This window comes from Tessaracoccus rhinocerotis, from assembly GCF_007197885.1.
GTDB classification, from domain to species: Bacteria; Actinomycetota; Actinomycetes; order Propionibacteriales; family Propionibacteriaceae; genus Arachnia; species Arachnia rhinocerotis.
In genome coordinates, this window is the sequence record NZ_VKKG01000006.1 from 45,157 (window position 1) to 60,686 (window position 15,530).

The 15,530-nt window shown below is 68.5% G+C and carries 13 protein-coding genes; 4 read left to right on the forward strand and 9 right to left on the reverse strand.

All coding sequences use genetic code 11. The features are described from left to right. Positions 1 to 27: 27 nt before the first annotated feature. From FOJ82_RS13580 to FOJ82_RS13600, 5 genes are all read right to left on the reverse strand, one after another. A complete protein-coding gene (locus tag FOJ82_RS13580; protein WP_246099896.1) occupies positions 28 to 1,347 on the reverse strand; it encodes an MFS transporter in 1,320 nt (439 codons plus the stop codon). 106 nt (positions 1,348 to 1,453) lie between these two features. Beyond that, positions 1,454 to 2,212, reverse strand: a complete 759-nt coding sequence (gene narI, locus FOJ82_RS13585) for a respiratory nitrate reductase subunit gamma (protein WP_143939039.1) — start codon at positions 2,210 to 2,212, stop codon at positions 1,454 to 1,456. After that, on the reverse strand, positions 2,209 to 2,835 hold the full coding sequence (gene narJ, locus FOJ82_RS13590; protein ID WP_221933167.1) for a nitrate reductase molybdenum cofactor assembly chaperone: 627 nt from the start codon (positions 2,833 to 2,835) through the stop codon (positions 2,209 to 2,211). The genes narI and narJ overlap by 4 nt, the downstream gene beginning before the upstream one ends. Before the next feature lies 1 nt (position 2,836). Next, positions 2,837 to 4,402 carry a nitrate reductase subunit beta gene (narH, locus tag FOJ82_RS13595; protein WP_143939040.1) on the reverse strand — a complete coding sequence of 522 codons (1,566 nt, stop codon included), beginning with the start codon at positions 4,400 to 4,402 and terminating at the stop codon, positions 2,837 to 2,839. Next, positions 4,402 to 8,118 carry a nitrate reductase subunit alpha gene (locus FOJ82_RS13600; RefSeq protein ID WP_143939041.1) on the reverse strand — a complete coding sequence of 1,239 codons (3,717 nt, stop codon included), beginning with the start codon at positions 8,116 to 8,118 and terminating at the stop codon, positions 4,402 to 4,404. The genes narH and FOJ82_RS13600 overlap by 1 nt, the downstream gene beginning before the upstream one ends. Before the next feature lie 146 nt (positions 8,119 to 8,264). Between FOJ82_RS13600 and FOJ82_RS13605 the strand changes: the two genes are divergently transcribed. Continuing rightward, positions 8,265 to 9,143 carry an NTP transferase domain-containing protein gene (locus FOJ82_RS13605; RefSeq protein ID WP_143939042.1) on the forward strand — a complete coding sequence of 293 codons (879 nt, stop codon included), beginning with the start codon at positions 8,265 to 8,267 and terminating at the stop codon, positions 9,141 to 9,143. An 8-nt stretch (positions 9,144 to 9,151) separates the two neighbouring features. After that, positions 9,152 to 9,874, forward strand: coding sequence for an alpha/beta fold hydrolase (locus tag FOJ82_RS13610; protein WP_143939043.1), 723 nt, complete (start codon positions 9,152 to 9,154; stop codon positions 9,872 to 9,874). A 121-nt stretch (positions 9,875 to 9,995) separates the two neighbouring features. On the opposite strand, the gene FOJ82_RS13615 is transcribed toward FOJ82_RS13610, so the two are convergent. The 4 genes from FOJ82_RS13615 to FOJ82_RS13630 form a co-directional block, all read right to left on the reverse strand. Then, positions 9,996 to 11,891 (reverse strand): endo-1,4-beta-xylanase, encoded by a 1,896-nt coding sequence (locus FOJ82_RS13615; protein WP_185975803.1) that lies wholly within the window; start codon positions 11,889 to 11,891, stop codon positions 9,996 to 9,998. 302 nt (positions 11,892 to 12,193) lie between these two features. Next, positions 12,194 to 12,436, reverse strand: coding sequence for a MoaD/ThiS family protein (locus FOJ82_RS13620; RefSeq protein WP_143939045.1), 243 nt, complete (start codon positions 12,434 to 12,436; stop codon positions 12,194 to 12,196). Between the two features lies 1 nt (position 12,437). Next, positions 12,438 to 13,472 (reverse strand): GTP 3',8-cyclase MoaA, encoded by a 1,035-nt coding sequence (gene moaA, locus FOJ82_RS13625; protein WP_221933168.1) that lies wholly within the window; start codon positions 13,470 to 13,472, stop codon positions 12,438 to 12,440. 45 nt (positions 13,473 to 13,517) lie between these two features. Further along, the gene (locus FOJ82_RS13630) at positions 13,518 to 14,132 is read right to left on the reverse strand and encodes a GyrI-like domain-containing protein (protein ID WP_143939047.1); all 615 of its coding nucleotides are present in this window, start codon (positions 14,130 to 14,132) and stop codon (positions 13,518 to 13,520) included. Between the two features lie 98 nt (positions 14,133 to 14,230). Here FOJ82_RS13630 and FOJ82_RS13635 point away from each other — a divergent pair, with 98 nt between their 5' ends. Together FOJ82_RS13635 and FOJ82_RS13640 are read left to right on the forward strand one after the other, a co-directional pair. Then, positions 14,231 to 14,947: a helix-turn-helix transcriptional regulator gene (locus tag FOJ82_RS13635; RefSeq protein WP_143939048.1), complete on the forward strand. Its 717-nt coding sequence runs from the start codon at positions 14,231 to 14,233 to the stop codon at positions 14,945 to 14,947. 9 nt (positions 14,948 to 14,956) lie between these two features. Beyond that, complete coding sequence (locus tag FOJ82_RS13640) at positions 14,957 to 15,367, forward strand: hypothetical protein (protein WP_143939049.1); 411 nt, start codon at positions 14,957 to 14,959, stop codon at positions 15,365 to 15,367. Positions 15,368 to 15,530 lie beyond the last annotated feature (163 nt).

The following is a 15,530-nucleotide window of genomic DNA, read 5'->3' on the forward strand; positions in this document are numbered from 1 at the left end:
CCCCCTGCGTCTGCTGCTTGGTGCTCACTACGCGGCCTCCTCAATGGGCAGTTCAATGGCGCCGGCCAGATCCGGCGACAAGGCGCCGAGCATCCTCACCACAGTCAAGTGCATCCAGATGCCGCACACAGCCGTAACGATGAAGATGACGAAGAACGTGCTGGTCGGGAATCCCGACCACTGCTTCGTGTAGGCGAACAGCGGCGGCAGGAAGAAGCCGCCCAGCCCACCCAACATCCCGACGAGGCCGCCGACGGAGCCGACGTTGTCGGGGAAGTACTCGGGGATGTGCTTGAACACGGCGGCCTTGCCGAAGCCCATCGCGCACCCGAGCAGGAACACCAGCACCGCGAACGCCCACAGCGGCAGGTGGTAGGCGAGGTGCTCCGAGGTGGAGCCGTCGGCGTGGGAGATGACGATGTGGCCGTTGGGCATCATGAGGATGCCGGAGGTGAGCAGCATCAGCCCGAAGGTGAGGTACATCACCCGGCGCGCTCCCCACCGGTCGGCCATCCAGCCACCGACCGGCCGCAGCAGCGAGGCCGGGAAGATGAAGGTGGCGGTCAGGAGGCCGGCGACGGCGAGGGTGACGTCGAAGTTGTCGACGTAGTACTTGGGCAGCCACGCCGAGAGCGCGACGTAGGCCCCGAAGACCGCGACGTAGTACAGGCTGAACCGCCACACCCGCACGTGGCGCAGGGGCTGCAGCATCTCGCGGATGCTCTTCGAACTGCCCGGGGTGAGGTCCTGCCGGGGCACGACGATCCAGGTGGCGATGCCGACCAGCACCAGCAGCACCGCGTAGATGACCGGGACCAGGCGCCAGCCGCCCTGGATGCCGAGGAAGAAGGTGGCGCCGGAGGTGGCGGCGATCAGCGGGGGGCCGATGAACTTGGTGACCGAGGCGCCGACGTTGCCCGCGCCGAACACCCCGAGCGCAAGCCCTTGCCGCTCACGACCGAACCAGGCCGCGTTCCAGGCGGTGCCGACGGAGAACAGGTTGCCCGCGAAGCCGACGAGGAACGCGAGGAACAGCAGCATCCCGTAGTTGTCGGCGAGCGATACCAGGTAAGCGGGCACCGCGACCACGAACAGCATCGCCAGCGTCACCTTCCGGCCGCCGATGCGGTCGGTCAGGATGCCGGCGGGGAGCCGCCAGATGGAGCCGTTCAGCACTGCGAACGCCGAGATCCATGACAGCTCGACGTCGGTCAGGCCGAGCTCGGCCTGGATCGGGACGCCGAGGATGCCGAACATCAGCCAGACCGCGAACATCAACGTGAACGCGATGGTGGACATCGTCAGGACGCGTCCCGCGCCCTGGCCGACGTTTGCCTGGGTGGTCAAGTCTCTTACTCCTCGAAGCACGGGCTCTCAGCGGCCCGGACCGCACCTGGTCAGGGCCTCGCAGAGTGTCGCAAGGTCTGTTTGTGGATTTTCGGGCGGGGTCGGTTTATCGACGTCCCTTGTCACGGTCCGACGTGCCCACCGGGTCCCAGCCGCGGCCGCCGGCCGAGACCTGCCTGGCCTTGGACGTGTCCCGGGAGCGATACACGATGTAGGGGCGGAACAGGTAGTGCAGCGGGGCGGTGAAGGCGTGCACCAGTCGGGTGAACGGCGTGATCGCGAACAGGAACAGGCCGAAGAACACGTGCGCCTTGAACTGCCACGTCGATGCCGCCATGGGCGCGACGTCGGGCTGGAAGATGACCATGGAGCGGAACCACACCGAGACCGTCTCGCGGTAGTTGTGGTGCTCGCCGTTGAGGTGGGTCTCGCCGGTGAAGGTGGCCAGCAGCCCGAGGATGATCACGATCGCCAGGACCAGGTACATGAACTTGTCGTTGGCCGTGGTGGCCTTGAACACGCGGCCGGTGCGGCGTCGTCGCCAGATCAGCATCCCCAGCGCGACGGCCAGCGCCAGCCCCGCGAGCCCGCCGCCGTAGAACGCACCGAGGTGGTACATCTCCTGCGAGAGGCCCGCCCAGTCGGTGAACGCCTTCGGGACCAGCAGCCCCACGAGGTGGCCGATGAACACGGCCAGGAGCGCGAAGTGGAAGATCGGGGAGGCGATCTTGAGGATCCGGGACTCGTAGAGCTGCGAGCTGCGGGTGGTCCAGCCGAACTGGTCGTACTTGTAGCGCCAGGTGAGTCCGCTGATCAGGATCAGCAGCACGACGTAGGGGAGCACTCCCCAGATGAAGAAGGTCATGAGACGGGCCTGCCTGTCTGGATCTGATAGGTCTCTAGGCCGACCTGCTCGATCGGCGGGGCGTCGACGTAGGTGGCGCCGTAGATCTGCTGCACGTCCGCGCGCGACGACGCCAGCGGGCCGGCGAGCTGGCGGCAGACCGCCTCCACCACGCCCTCCTGCGGCAGGCCGTCCTTGCGCAGTCCCAGCCGCAGCAACTCCAGGCTGGCGCGGTAGGTGTTCAGCAGGGCGAGGCCGCGCTCGGTGTCGCCGCGGGCGGCGAACTCGAGCACCATCGGCAGGTAGTCGGGCAACTCGCCGTCGAGGTCGACGATGAGGCCCGAGTCCCGGTAGGTCTGCTTGATGGCGGCCAACACCTCGCCGCGGCGGCGCGTGTCACCGTCGGTCCAGTAGGTGAGGTGCATGGCGTGGCGCCGGGAGAGGTCGAACTCCTGGACGTGGAACTCCTGCAGCTCGCGCAGCGGCTTCGAGCGCAGGTGCGCCAGCGTGGCGGCGAACAGCGGCTCGGAGCGCGAGCCGGCGAGCGAGCGCTCCACCAGGTCCAGCCGGGACATGAGGTCCTCGTCCGGGTACTGGAGCACCATCGCCGCGGCCTGGAAGCAGACCTGCATCTGGCCGGCCACGTCAGGTCATGCTCTCGTCGTCGCGGTGCGCCTTCATGGCGTTGAAGCTCTGGATCGTGACGGGCACCGGCTTGCCGGAGGAGCCGCCGTAGGGCTCGTCGAAGGCCGGGTCGCCGTCGAAGTTGACCGAGCAGCCCATCTCCTCGAGGTTGTGCGCCTGCTCGACGTGGGCCTTGGGGATGACGTAGCGCTCGTTGTACTTCGCGATCGCCAGGAGCCGGTACATCTGCTCCATCGCCCCGCCGGTCATCCCGACGGCCTCCGCGATCTCCTCGTCGCCCGGGCGGCCCAGCGTGATGTCGCGCATGTAGGCGCGCATCGCGGCGAGCTTCTGCAGCACCCCGGTCACGACGGCGGAGTCACCGGCGGTGAACAGCTCGGCCAGGTACTCCACCGGGATCCGGAGGGCGTCGATGGCGCCGAACAGGTTCCCGGCCGCCTCGGCGTCGTGGCCCTGCTCCTGCAGGAGGTCGACGACGGGCGACAGCGGCGGGATGTACCAGACCATCGGCATGGTGCGGTACTCCGGGTGCAGCGGCAGGGCCACCTTGAAGTACTTGCAAAGTGCGTAGATCGGGGACTTCTGGGCCGCCTCGATCCAGTCGTCGGCGATGCCGTTGGCGCGGGCCGCGGCGATCACCTCCGGGTCGCGCGGGTCCAGCATGATGTCCAGTTGCGCCTCGTAGAGGTCCTTCGGGTCCTCGACGGCTGCGGCCTCGGTGACGCGGTCGGCGTCGTAGAACACGATGCCGATGTAGCGCAGGCGGCCGACGCACGTCTCGGAGCACACCGTCGGCAGCCCCACCTCGATGCGCGGGTAGCAGAAGTGGCACTTCTCGGCCTTGCCGGTGCGGTGGTTGAAGTAGACCTTCTTGTACGGGCAGCCCGTGACGCACTGGCGCCAGCCGCGGCACCGGTCCTGGTCAATGAGGACGATGCCGTCCTCCTCGCGCTTGTAGATGGCCCCCGACGGGCACGCGGCCATGCACGACGGGTTCAGGCAGTGCTCGCAGATGCGGGGCACGAAGAACATGAACGTCTTCTCGTACTCCGCCATGATCTTGTCGTTCGACTCCTTGCGGAGCTTCGCGATCACCGGGTCCTGGTGGATGGTCTCGTGGATGCCACCCAGGGCGTCGTCCCAGTTGGCAGAGGCCTTGATGGCCATGTTCTCGCCCGTGATCAGCGACTTCGGCCGCGCCACCGGGAAGTCGTCGGTGAGCGGGGACTGGATCAGGTTCTCGTAGTCGTAGGTCCACGGCTCGTAGTAGTCGTCGAGGCCGGGCTGCACGGGCGAGGCGAAGATGCTCAGCAGCTTCTTGAACCGCCCGCCCGACTTGAGCTTGAGCCGCCCGGACTTCGTGCGGACCCAGCCGCCCTGCCACTTGTCCTGGTCCTCGTAGGTCCGGGGGTAGCCGAGGCCGGGGCGGGTCTCGACGTTGTTGAACCAGACGTACTCGGTGCCGGCGCGGTTGGTCCACGCCTGCTTGCAGGTGACCGAGCACGTGTGGCACCCGATGCACTTGTCGAGGTTCATCACCATCGACACCTGTGCCATGACTCGCATCAGTACTGAACCTCCTGGGAGCGACGGCGCACCGTCGAGACGATGTCTCGCTGGACACCTGTTGGACCTAGGTAGTTGAACGCGTAGCTGAGGTGGGCGTAGCCACCGATCAGGTGCGTGGGCTTCATGAGGATTCGCGTCACCGAGTTGTGGATGCCGCCGCGCCTGCCGGTGGCCTCGGACTTGGGGACGTCGATGGTGCGCTCCTGCGCGTGCTGGACGTAGGCGACGCCGTCGGGGATCTTCGGCGAGACGACGGCGCGGGCCACGAACACGCCGTTGGCGTTGGTGAGCTCGATCCAGTCGTTGTCCGCCACGCCGATGGAGCGTGCGTCGTTCACGCTGAGCCAGGCCTGCGGCCCGCCGCGGCCGAGGCTCAGCATGAACAGGTTGTCCTGGTACTCGGAGTGGATCGACCACTTGTTGTGGACGGTCAGGTAGCGCAGCACGATGGACTTCTCGCCGTTGGGGCCGAGCTCGGGCTCGCCGAAGGAGCGCGCCATGTCCAGCGGGGGCCGGAAGATCGGCAGGTTCTCGCCGGCGTCGGTGAGCCAGTCGTGGTCCAGGAAGAAGTGCATGCGGCCCGAGAGGGTGTGCCACGGCTTGAGCCGCTCGGTGTTGATGGTGAACGCGGCGTAGCGGCGCCCTCCGGTCTCCGAGCCGGACCACTCCGGCGACGTGATCACCGGCTGCGGTGCCTGCTGGGTCTGCACGAACGTGATCCGACGCTCCTCGGAGCCCTCGGAGAAGTCGACGAGCTTGCGGCCGGTCTTCTTCTCCAGGTCCCGGAAGCCCGCCGTGGCGAGCTCACCGTTGGTGGTTCCGGAGAACATCAGGATGGCCTCGGCCATCCGCTCGTCGGTGTCGATCGCCGCACGGCCGGCGGCTGGGCCGCTCGGGTAGACGCCGTGCAGCTCGGCCAGCTGTTGGACCTGGTGTTTCACGTCGTAGGTGATGTTCTTGACCGTGAAACCGAGCCGGTCGGCGAGGGGGCCGACGGTGGCGAGCTTGTCAGCGATCGCGGTGTAGTCGCGCTCCACCACCATCAACTGGGGCATGTTGACGCCCGGCACGGGTTCGATCGTCTCGTCGTGCTTCCAGTCCCGCTGGATGCCGCCGGGCTGCTTCACCTGCCCGGGGGTGTCGTGCTGCAGCGGGACGGCGACGAGGTCGCGACGAGTGTCCAGGCGACCCTTGGCCATCCTGGAGACCGCCTCGGCCAGGTCGTGGAACAGCTGGAAGTCCGTGCGGGTCTCCCACGGGGGGCTGATCGCCGGGGTGAACGCGTGCACGTAGGGGTGCATGTCGGTGCTGGAGAGGTCGTACTTCTCGTACCAGGTGGCCGCCGGCAGCACGAGGTCGCTCAGCAGCGTCGACGACGTCATGCGGAAGTCCGCGGTGATCAGGAGGTCGAGCTTGCCCTCGGGGGCCTCCTCGTGGAACCTGACCTCCTTCGGCTGCCGGTCCGCACCGTGCTCGTTGGGCATCAGGTTGTTGTGCGTGCCGAGCAGGTGCTTGAGGAAGTACTCGTTGCCCTTGGCCGAGGAGCCGAACAGGTTGGAGCGCCACAGCACCATGGTGCGCGGCCAGTTGGCGGGTGCGTCGACGTCCTCGATCGCCGAGGTCAGCGCGCCGGACTTCAGCTGCTGCGCCACCCAGGTCCCGACGTCGGGGGCCTCCCCCGCGTCGACGGCGGCCAGCGCCTCGTCGGCCAGGTCCAGGGGGTTGCGGTCGAACTGTGGGTAGAACGGCATCCAGCCCTGCCGGGCGGACTTCACCAGCGCGTCGGCGGCGTGCAGGCCGTCGAGGTTGCCGGTGGACAGCGGGCTGGTGATGGCGTCGGAGGAGAAGCCGTCGGTGCGCCACTGGTCGGTGTGCATGTACCAGTAGCCGGTTCCGATCATCGTGCGCGGCGGCCGCGACCAGTCCATGGCGTTGGCCATGTTGAACCAGCCGGTCATGGGGCGGGCCTTCTCCTGGCCGACGTAGTGGGCCCAGCCGCCGCCGTTGCGGCCGATGCAGCCGGTCATCATCAGCAGCGACATGATCGCCCGGTAGGTGGTGTCCGCGTGGTACCAGTGGCAGATGCCGGCGCCGATGATGATCATCGTGCGGCCCTCGGACTCCTCGGAGTTCTTCGCGAACTCGCGGGCGGTGCGCAGGCACGCCTCGGCGGGGACGGCGGTGATCGGCTCCTGCCAGGCCGGGGTGTAGGGCACCGTGGCGTCGTCGTAGCCGGTGGGCCACACGCCCGGCAGGCCCTCGCGGCCGACGCCGTACTGCGCGAGCATCAGGTCGAAGACCGTGGTGACCAACTGGCCGGCCACGCGCTTGGCGGGGACGCCGCGGCGCAGGATGGAGCCCTCGCCGCGCGGGTCCTCGAAGCAGGGCTGCGCGATCTCGACGTGCTCGACGTCGCCGGAGCCGTCGTCGAGGAGGCTGAGTGCGGGGTCGAGGTCCTCGAGGTCGAGGTTCCACTTGCCCTGGCCGTCCTCGTTGTAGCGGTAGCCCATGGAGCCGTTCGGCACGGCGGGGGCGCCGGTGGCCCGGTCCCACAGCACCGTCTTGAAGGCGGCGTCGGGGACGTCCTGGCCGAGATCTGCGGCGGTGATGAACTTGGAGGCGGTCAGGCCGTGGCCCTCGGGGTGCTCGACGAGGCTGACCAGCATCGTCATGTCGGTGAACTGCTTGACGTAGTTCTCGAAGAACGGGACGCGCTTGTCGACGAAGTTCTCCTTGAGCATCACGTGTCCCATGGCCATGGCCAGCGCGCCGTCGGTGCCGGCCTGCGCGGGCAGCCACTCGTCGGCGAACTTGACGTTGTCGGCGTAGTCAGGTGCGACGGTGACCACCTTGGTGCCGCGGTAGCGGACCTCGGCCATCCAGTGCGCGTCGGGGGTGCGGGTGACGGGGACGTTGCTGCCCCACATCATCAGGTAGGTGGAGTCCCACCAGTCGCCCGACTCGGGCACGTCGGTCTGGTCGCCGAAGACCTGCGGCGAGGCCACGGGCAGGTCCGCGTACCAGTCGTAGAAGCTGGTCATCGCGCCACCGAGGAGGTGGGTGAAGCGGGTGCCGATCGCGTGGCTGACGAGGCTCATCGCGGGGATCGGGGAGAAGGAGACGATGCGGTCGGGACCGTAGTTCTTGATGGTGTTGACGTAGCTGGCGGCGGCGATCTCGAGCGCCTCGTTCCAGTTCATCCGCACCAGACCGCCCTTGCCGCGGGCCTGCTGGTAGCGCTTGCGCTTGACCGGGTCGGTGGTGATCTCGCGGAACGCCTCGACGGGGTCGCCCAGCCGGGCCTTCGCCTCGCGGTACATCTCGATCAGGACGCCGCGGCCGTACGGGTAGCGCACCCGGGTCGGCGAGTAGGTGTACCAGGAGAAGGAGGCGCCGCGGGGGCAGCCGCGGGGCTCGTACTCGGGGCGGTCGTCACCGGTGCTCGGGTAGTCGGTCTGCTGCGCCTCCCAGGTGATGATCCCGTCCTTGACGTAGACCTTCCAGGAGCAGGAGCCGGTGCAGTTCACGCCGTGGGTGGAGCGAACCACCTTGTCATGGCTCCAACGGTCGCGGTAGAACACGTCGCCCGCGCGGCCGCCCTGCCGGAACACCGCCCGGCCGTCGGGGGTCTCGTCCCATCCGGTGAAGAACTTTCCGATGTTCAGGAGGGCATCGCTGGCGGGTCCGTCGAGGCGTGCAGATTCCGTGGTCATGGTTCCTATCGAAACACTCGAGGGGACGATTTACAGGTGAATCACGGGAAGTTTTACACAATGTTTTGGGTTTTAATAGGTGACGCGACGATGTCGTATTTCCCGATCCCTGAAAGCAGGAGGAGGGCGGCATAGACTCTGTGTGCATGACGGTTGCACTCATCATCGGAGGCGGGCGCTCCAAGCGCATGGGAACCAACAAGGGAGAGTTGACCCTTGAGGGCCGGACGCTGCTGGAGCGGGCAGTCGACGCCGTCACCGACGCCAGCCTCGCGATCGTCGTAGCCCAGGAGGTGGAGCTCACCCCCGCGCCGCGTTGGCCGGAGGTCAGGTTCACACTCGAGAACCCGCCCTTCGGCGGTCCCGTCGCCGGCATCGCCGCAGGGGTGGCACAGCTCTCGGACCGCTCGGACGCCGAGGAGGTCATCGTCCTGCCGGTGGACGCCCCGTCCGTCAGCGACGCCGCCGGTGAGCTCGGCGCCGCCCGTCCAGGACCCGACGGCGTGGTGCTGCAGGACCAGCAGGGCTGGCCCCAGTACCTCTTCGGCCGCTACCGCCTCGGCTCACTGCGGCGGGCGCTGGGCGAACTCGGCCGGGTCCGAGGGGCGTCGGTGAGGAGCTTCGGCGAACTGCTGAACGTGGCCCGCGTCGTCGTCGACCACGACCTGATCGCCGACGTCGACACCCCCGAGCAGGCCATCGAGGCCGGGATCGACCTGCCGCGGGAGCGCCGCGACGACCCGGGCGTCGTCGAGCGCGTCCACAACTGGCGCGACATACTCGCGGGTGAACTCGGGATCTCCGACGCGCCCTTCGACATCGACCAGATCCTGAAGCTCGCGGCCATCGTCTCGAAGGACGTCGCCCGCCCTGCGGTTCCGGTGACCGCCTACGGCATCGGCGTCGCCGTCGGGATGGCCCTGGGCCGCGGCAAGGACGCGGACGCCGCGCTGGCCCGCGCCATCGACATCGCCACCGCCCCCGGCAACACCGACCCGGCCCGCAGGCCGCACACCGGAGCCTGAGCCCGCCGGTGGGCGACCAGCCCGCGCGCCCCGTCGTCCTCGTGCACGGGCTGCGCACCTCGGCGACGATGTGGGACCAACAACGACCCATCCTGGAGGCCACCGGCCGGGCCGTGTTCACGCCCGACCTACCGGGCCATGGCACCCGGCGCGACGAGCCGTTCACGCCCGAGGGCGCCGTCGCCGCGGTCTCCGGAGCCGTGGCGCGCGCGGCAGCCGCCACCGGCCGGGACGTGGACCTCGTGGGCTGCTCCCTCGGCGGGATGGTTGCGATCCACGCCGCCGCCGACCGACCCCCACACGTCGCCTCGCTCGTCGCGGCCAACTGCGCCGTCCAGCCCGGGAGGCGCACGGCGGGTCTGTACGGACTCGCGATCCGCGCGCTCCACGGCCTGCCCGGGGCCCCCGCCCGGTCCGGCGGTCCCCTGCTGCGGCGCCTGCTCGGTGAGTCCGGGGCGCTCGCCTACGTCCGCGGCGGCACCGCCGACGACGACGCCGTCCGCGCCGCGCTGGGCGCCGTCGCCGCCTGGGACCTGCGGGCGGACCTGGCGCGCATCGACGTCCCCGTGACGATCCTCAGCAGTCGCTTCGACCAGCTCCGGCTGCAGGAGCGCTCATTCGCCGTGGCCGCACCCCGGGGGCGGCTGGTGGTACTGGACCACGGAACACACTTGGCGCCGCTCGCGGAGCCGGACCGCTGGACTGCGGCACTGGTCAGAGCACTGGCGTGACGAAGCTCGGGCGGGCCAGAGTTCGCGGCCGGCACCAGGTTCCACGAGTTCGCCGTTCGACCTGCCCCTGACACACGGAGGGGCCGGGCCCCAAAAGGCCCGGCCCCACTCGCTACTCAGTTCAGCTGAAGCGAACCATGTTGTTGAAGACCTCCTTGGTCACAACGCGGTAGCCGGTGGCCGTGCGCTCGACGACCTTCGCGTCCACGTAGGTACGGCAGCCGTTCCCGCCAACAGCGGGTGTGTTGCACTCGGTGCGCCAGTTGCGGCCAGCGTCGTCGGTCCAACGCCCGGTGTTGCCCAGCGGGTTGTTGGCCCACATCGCCTTCGGGGAGGCGACGTAGGTCAGGTTGTTGAACGTCCAGCCGTTGGTCTGCACGAACTGCCCGCCGCTCTGGTGGACCTGCGTGCCCCAGATGAAGGTGTGGCACCGAATCGTCTGCGAGTACGGCTCACACACAGTCATCCAGTCACGACCACCGGACTTGTGGAAACCGGGGGTCTCGTACAGGTCAGCTCCACCGACGGGCTTCGGTGAGGCGGTGACGGTAACCGTCGGGGCCGGCTCCGCGGTGGCGGTCACGGTGACGGTGGGCGTCGGTTCGGGAGTGGCCGTGGCCAGCCATGCCTCCGGGTCAGCGACTGCCGGGGCGGAGAGCTTCTGGGACCAGTCGCCGTTGAAGATCTGCGGGTTGTGGTTCCTTCGCCAGTTGAGGGCGTCGGTCAGTCCCCAGAAGGTGACCCGGTCCATGTCCTGGGCGTACTTCTTGTAGACGGCGAAGTACTCGGCGAAGCGCTGCGCCTGGATGGCCTCGAGCTCGGTTCGGCTCTGGATCTTGCCTTCCCAGTAGGTGAATCCGGGCTTGGAGATGAGGTCAGCGGCCGCCGGGTCGTTGAGGTCGTAGTAGGTGCCGCCCTCTCCCTGGGGCTCGGCGTCCCATGCCTCCCAGACCTGCAGGTCCAGTTCGCTCACGTTGGCGGTGAAGCCGGCCTCGGTGATCATTTGCAGTGAACGTTCGACCGACGCATGGTCGGAGCAGGCGCCCGGCTGCCACTCCTCGGCCTCCTCGTTGACCAGCTCCGGGAGATCGGTCAGGTCGGAGCAGGCGAACGCCGGGGTCTGGTTGATGTAGTTGTGGGACTGCAGGCCGATGGTCTCGATCAGCTGGCGCGGGTCGTCCGGGTTCTCGGCGGCATAGCGCTCGTTGAACTCGGTGGCCATGGCGAGGATGGCCTTGGCCTTGCCCTCGGACTGGAAGACGTTGAAGTCGTTGTACTCGAGCTTGACGTCGGGATCGTACTTGCGGGCGAAGTAGAAGGCGTCGTAGATGAAGTCGCCCGGGGTTTCGCCGGCCGCCTCGTCGATGCCCCGGGTGTAGGCGCTGTACCAACCCGAGAACGCGTAGTCCGCCGGGGCTCCCCGGAGGTAGGTTTGCCAGTCCTCTGTCGCCGGGTCGAACGAATCGACCCCGTCGGCGAAGGCCTCGTTCACGACGTCCCACGACACGACTCGACCTTCGAAGTGGGCGAGCACCTCCTTGATGTAGCGCTCCATGTTGGCCTTGGCCTCGGCACGGGTGCCGCTGTACAGCTTGGAGGGCGACTGGCTGTGCCACACCAGCACGTGACCGTGGACGCCCATGCCGCGATCGATGGTCTCGTTGACGAACTCGTCGGCGTCCTCGTAGGTGAAGGTCCACTCCCCGGTTTCGGAGTTGATGTTCGCGTCGGGAAGCAACTGGTCCGGCTTCATGATGTTCTCGGCAGTCATGATGTTGTAGTGCTTCTCAACCTGGGACCAGTTGGGGGAATCCTCGGCGTAGGTCTGGGGTCCGGAGTAAATGTTGCCGACGTTGAAGTAGTCCTCGTAAACCTCCTTCAACGGGGCGATGGGTGCATCTGCGGTAGCTGTGGGTTCCCCGTGGGCGGGCACGGCGTACCCGATCGTGGCGACGGCTGCGGCCAGGCCGGCGCCCATCCAGCGAGCGGCCCCTCGGCGGCGGTGACGAGACAACATGGTCTTCCTTTCGGATCGTTGCTCCGCAGGGGAGCAAGTGGTGCCAGATCGCCATGCGTGACTGCTTCGTCCGTGAGAGCAGTCGGAGATCTGCTGCATTTGGTGTAGTCCCAAACAAAAAGAACCCTAGCCGTTTGCGCGCGCGGTTCGGAGAGTTTCGTAAAGTTTCGTTGACTGGGACGAAATGCGGCCTGCTGACGCCCGAGATCTGGCGAACCGAAACGCCTCGTCGTCCTCGTGTGACCCCAACGGCCCCGGAGTACTTGCCGGCGGTCAGCCCAGCCGGCGCGAAGAGATGCGGATCAGCCGCCGGCGAACGGTGGCAGCACGTCGAGTTGCGTCGCCGAACCCACCGCGACGGAGCGGTCCCGCACGCGTGCACCGTCGAGCAGCAGTGAGCTGGCCCCCACCACCTTGGCCAGGCGTGCGTCGTCGCCCACCACCTGCTGCACGACGTACTCGACCGTCTGCTCGGGCGTCACCTCGACGGTTCGCGACGGCGTGCCCGCGGCCTCGGCGGCCCCGGCGAAGAATCGGATCTCCATGTCAGCCTCCAATTGCGCTCATGTTGCGGTCGGGCTGCTGGAAGGTCGGCTCCCCGATACCGTGCCCGGCACGCTTCTCGAACTGGCCCCCGAGCCAGAGCCGTGCGATCTCCTCGTCGCTGGCGCCGGCGCGCAGCGGGCCACGCAGGTCCGTCTCCGTGCGCGAGAACAGGCAGTTGCGCATCTGGCCGTCGGCGGTGAGGCGGGTGCGGTCGCAGGAGCCGCAGAACGGGTTGGTGACGGACGCGATCACGCCGATCCGGCCGCCGGCCTGCTGCTCGTCGGGCGCGACCTCCCACAGCTCGGCCGGCGCGGCACCGCGCGGGGTGGAGGCCGGCGTGAGGACGTACTGCTCGCGGAGCGTGTCGAGGATCTCGGTCTGCGTGACCATCTGCGAGCGGTCCCACTGGTCGTGCGGGCCGAGCGGCATCTGCTCGATGTAGCGCAGCTGGTGGCCGCGGCGCAGGCAGTAGTCGGCCAGCGGGAGGATGTCCTGCTCGTTCTGGCCGCGCATGATCACGGAGTTCACCTTGACCGGCGTGAGGCCGACGGCGTGGGAGGCGTCGATGGCGGCGAGCACGTCGTGCAGGCGGTCGCGCCGGGCCAGACGGGCGTAGCGCTCGGGGTCCAGGGAGTCGAGGGAGATGTTTACGCGGTCGAGGCCTGCGTCCTTCAGTGCCTGCGCGCGGTGCTCGAGGCCGAGGCCGTTGGTGGTCAGCATCAGCTCTGGGCTGCCGCCGTCGACGGTGCGCATTGCGGAGGCCGCGGCGACGATGTCCTCCAGCTCCTTGCGCAGCAACGGCTCGCCGCCGGTGAAGCGGACCTTGACGATGCCCAGGGTTTCGACGGCGATCCGCACCATCCGGATCACCTCGGCGTCGGAGAGCACCTTGTCAGTGGGCAGCCACTCCATGCCCTCGGCGGGCATGCAGTAGGTGCATCGCAGGTTGCAGCGGTCCGTCAGGGAGACGCGCAGGTCCCTCGCGGTGCGCCCGAAGGCGTCGACCAGCGGAGTCTGGACTGCGAGTTCTGACACGTCGCCACTGTAGCCGGTGTCAATCGGCAGGCCTGCAGCGTCGCGTCAGGCGGGAGCCACCGGCTGCCTCAGGATGGTGCGCAGTTTCTCCGGTGCCGTGCGCCGCGGGTCGGAGAGGTAGATCTCGTGGTGGTGGCCGTTGAACCGGAGGCCGCGCTCCGGGATCACCCGGTTGTGGAGCCGCTCCAGGGTGGGGCCCTCGTCGTCGTAGGGGCCGACGTGCAGGATCTGCAGGCAGCGGCCCTCGGTCAGCGGCTGGAAGACGACGCGCCCGAGGCCCGGGAGGTCCTTCTTGGCGGCGGTGGCCTCGACGGCCCCGCGCACGGCCGCGTCGTCGACCCAGGGCGGGACCGTGATCATCGCTCGCCAACTCCAGGCATCCTTGTCCCTCGTGAGGAAGGTGGACATGTCGTCGGCCCACCAGAGTGCCTCGAGGGGGCCGACCACGCAGTCGCGGCCCTCCGCCTTCGCGGCGAACTTGAGCGCGTAGGCCACCGGGTAGAGGGCCTCCACGGCCTGGGCGTAGGCCGACGACGTGTTCGGGTCCCCGCTGCCCTCGACGGCGAGGTAGCCGAGGGTGGGAACGTCCACCTCGACGAAATCCTTCGAGCCGGGCGCGTAGAGGTGCTTGAACTCGGCCTTGACGTCGTACTTCTCCATCCACGTCTCCTTCGACCCCACCAGCCTAGACCCGCTCCGCGACGCGGATTTCCCAACTTGTTCGTGAAAAGTTCGCTGGGAAGGTGCACAATGTGGGCGTGGCGAATGAAACGGTGGGACACGGTCTGGGGCCGACGCGCGCCCGCGTGCTCAACCGCCTCACCGAGATCGACGGCGGGGTGGGCGTCTCGTCGCTCGCCAAGGACCTGGCCCTGCACCCCAACACCATCAGGTTCCACCTCGAGGCGCTCGTCGACTCCGGGTACGCCACCCGCAGCCACGAGGCGCCCAAGGGGCAGGGACGCCCGAAGACCCTCTACCACTCCTCCGAGACCGCGCCCGTCGTGGACGGCAACCACCTGCGCGACCTGACGCAGGTGCTGGTGCGCCAGCTCATCCACCGGGCACCCGACCCGGGCCGCGCAGCCGAGGAGGTGGGCCGCGCCTGGGGCGAGGAGGTCGCCGCCGACGCGGTGCCGTCGCGGCGCGGCGAGGACGGCATCGGGACGCTCCTCGAGCACACCCAGGAGATGGGCTTCACCATCGACACCCCGGACGCGGAGACCATTGCCTTCCACTCGTGCCCGTACCGCTCGGTGTCCCAGCCCACGCTGTCGAGCATCTGCCAAGTGCACCTGGGGATGATGCGCGGCTACCTGGAGAGCGCCGGCTCGAGGTTCGACGTCGACACCCTCCGCCCGGGAGTGGTCTGCATCGCCGACCTGAAGCTCCGCGACGTCGAACCGACGCCCGACGGCGAGGACGTCGTCGGCGAACCGGTGACCGCCGACGAGTTGCCGCCGGCCGCCCACTAGGCTCGGCCCATGAGCAGGGAAGAGCGCGCGGCGGACGCGCAGCGTCGTGTCGAGCTGGGCAAGCAGGCCGCGCGCCTCGAGGCGCAGGCGGCACAGGCGATCATCGACGACTTCATCGCGAAGGCCCGCGAGAAGGGCCTCGACCCCGTGCCGCTGCGGGCCCGCACCATGGACGGCCACCTCGTCCGCACTGACAAGCACGGCTGGTACATCCGGCAGAACCACTCCCTCGCCATCGACACCGACGGCGGCTACCAGGTGCTCACCGTCCCCGGCGGCTGGCGGGAACGGATCACCGGGGTGAAGCTGACGGCGAGCCTGCCGTCGCTTGAGGTCGGCCGCGGCGGCCGCGACGGCGAGACGGGCAGCCTCCGCGAGTTCCTCGGCTGGGTGCTCGACGGCCAGGTCCCGCAGGAGTAGACCGCCGGGGCCCAGCAGCTGCGACCCGCGCGTGGTCCACCCGGCTTCGGCACCTTGTCCCCAGCCTTTTCCACAGCACCCGGGCGGGTCAACCTCGAATTGACGAGATTTCGCCCTGCGTGAACACGGGGTTAACCGATCGCAAACTTCGGGAGCCGGCGGT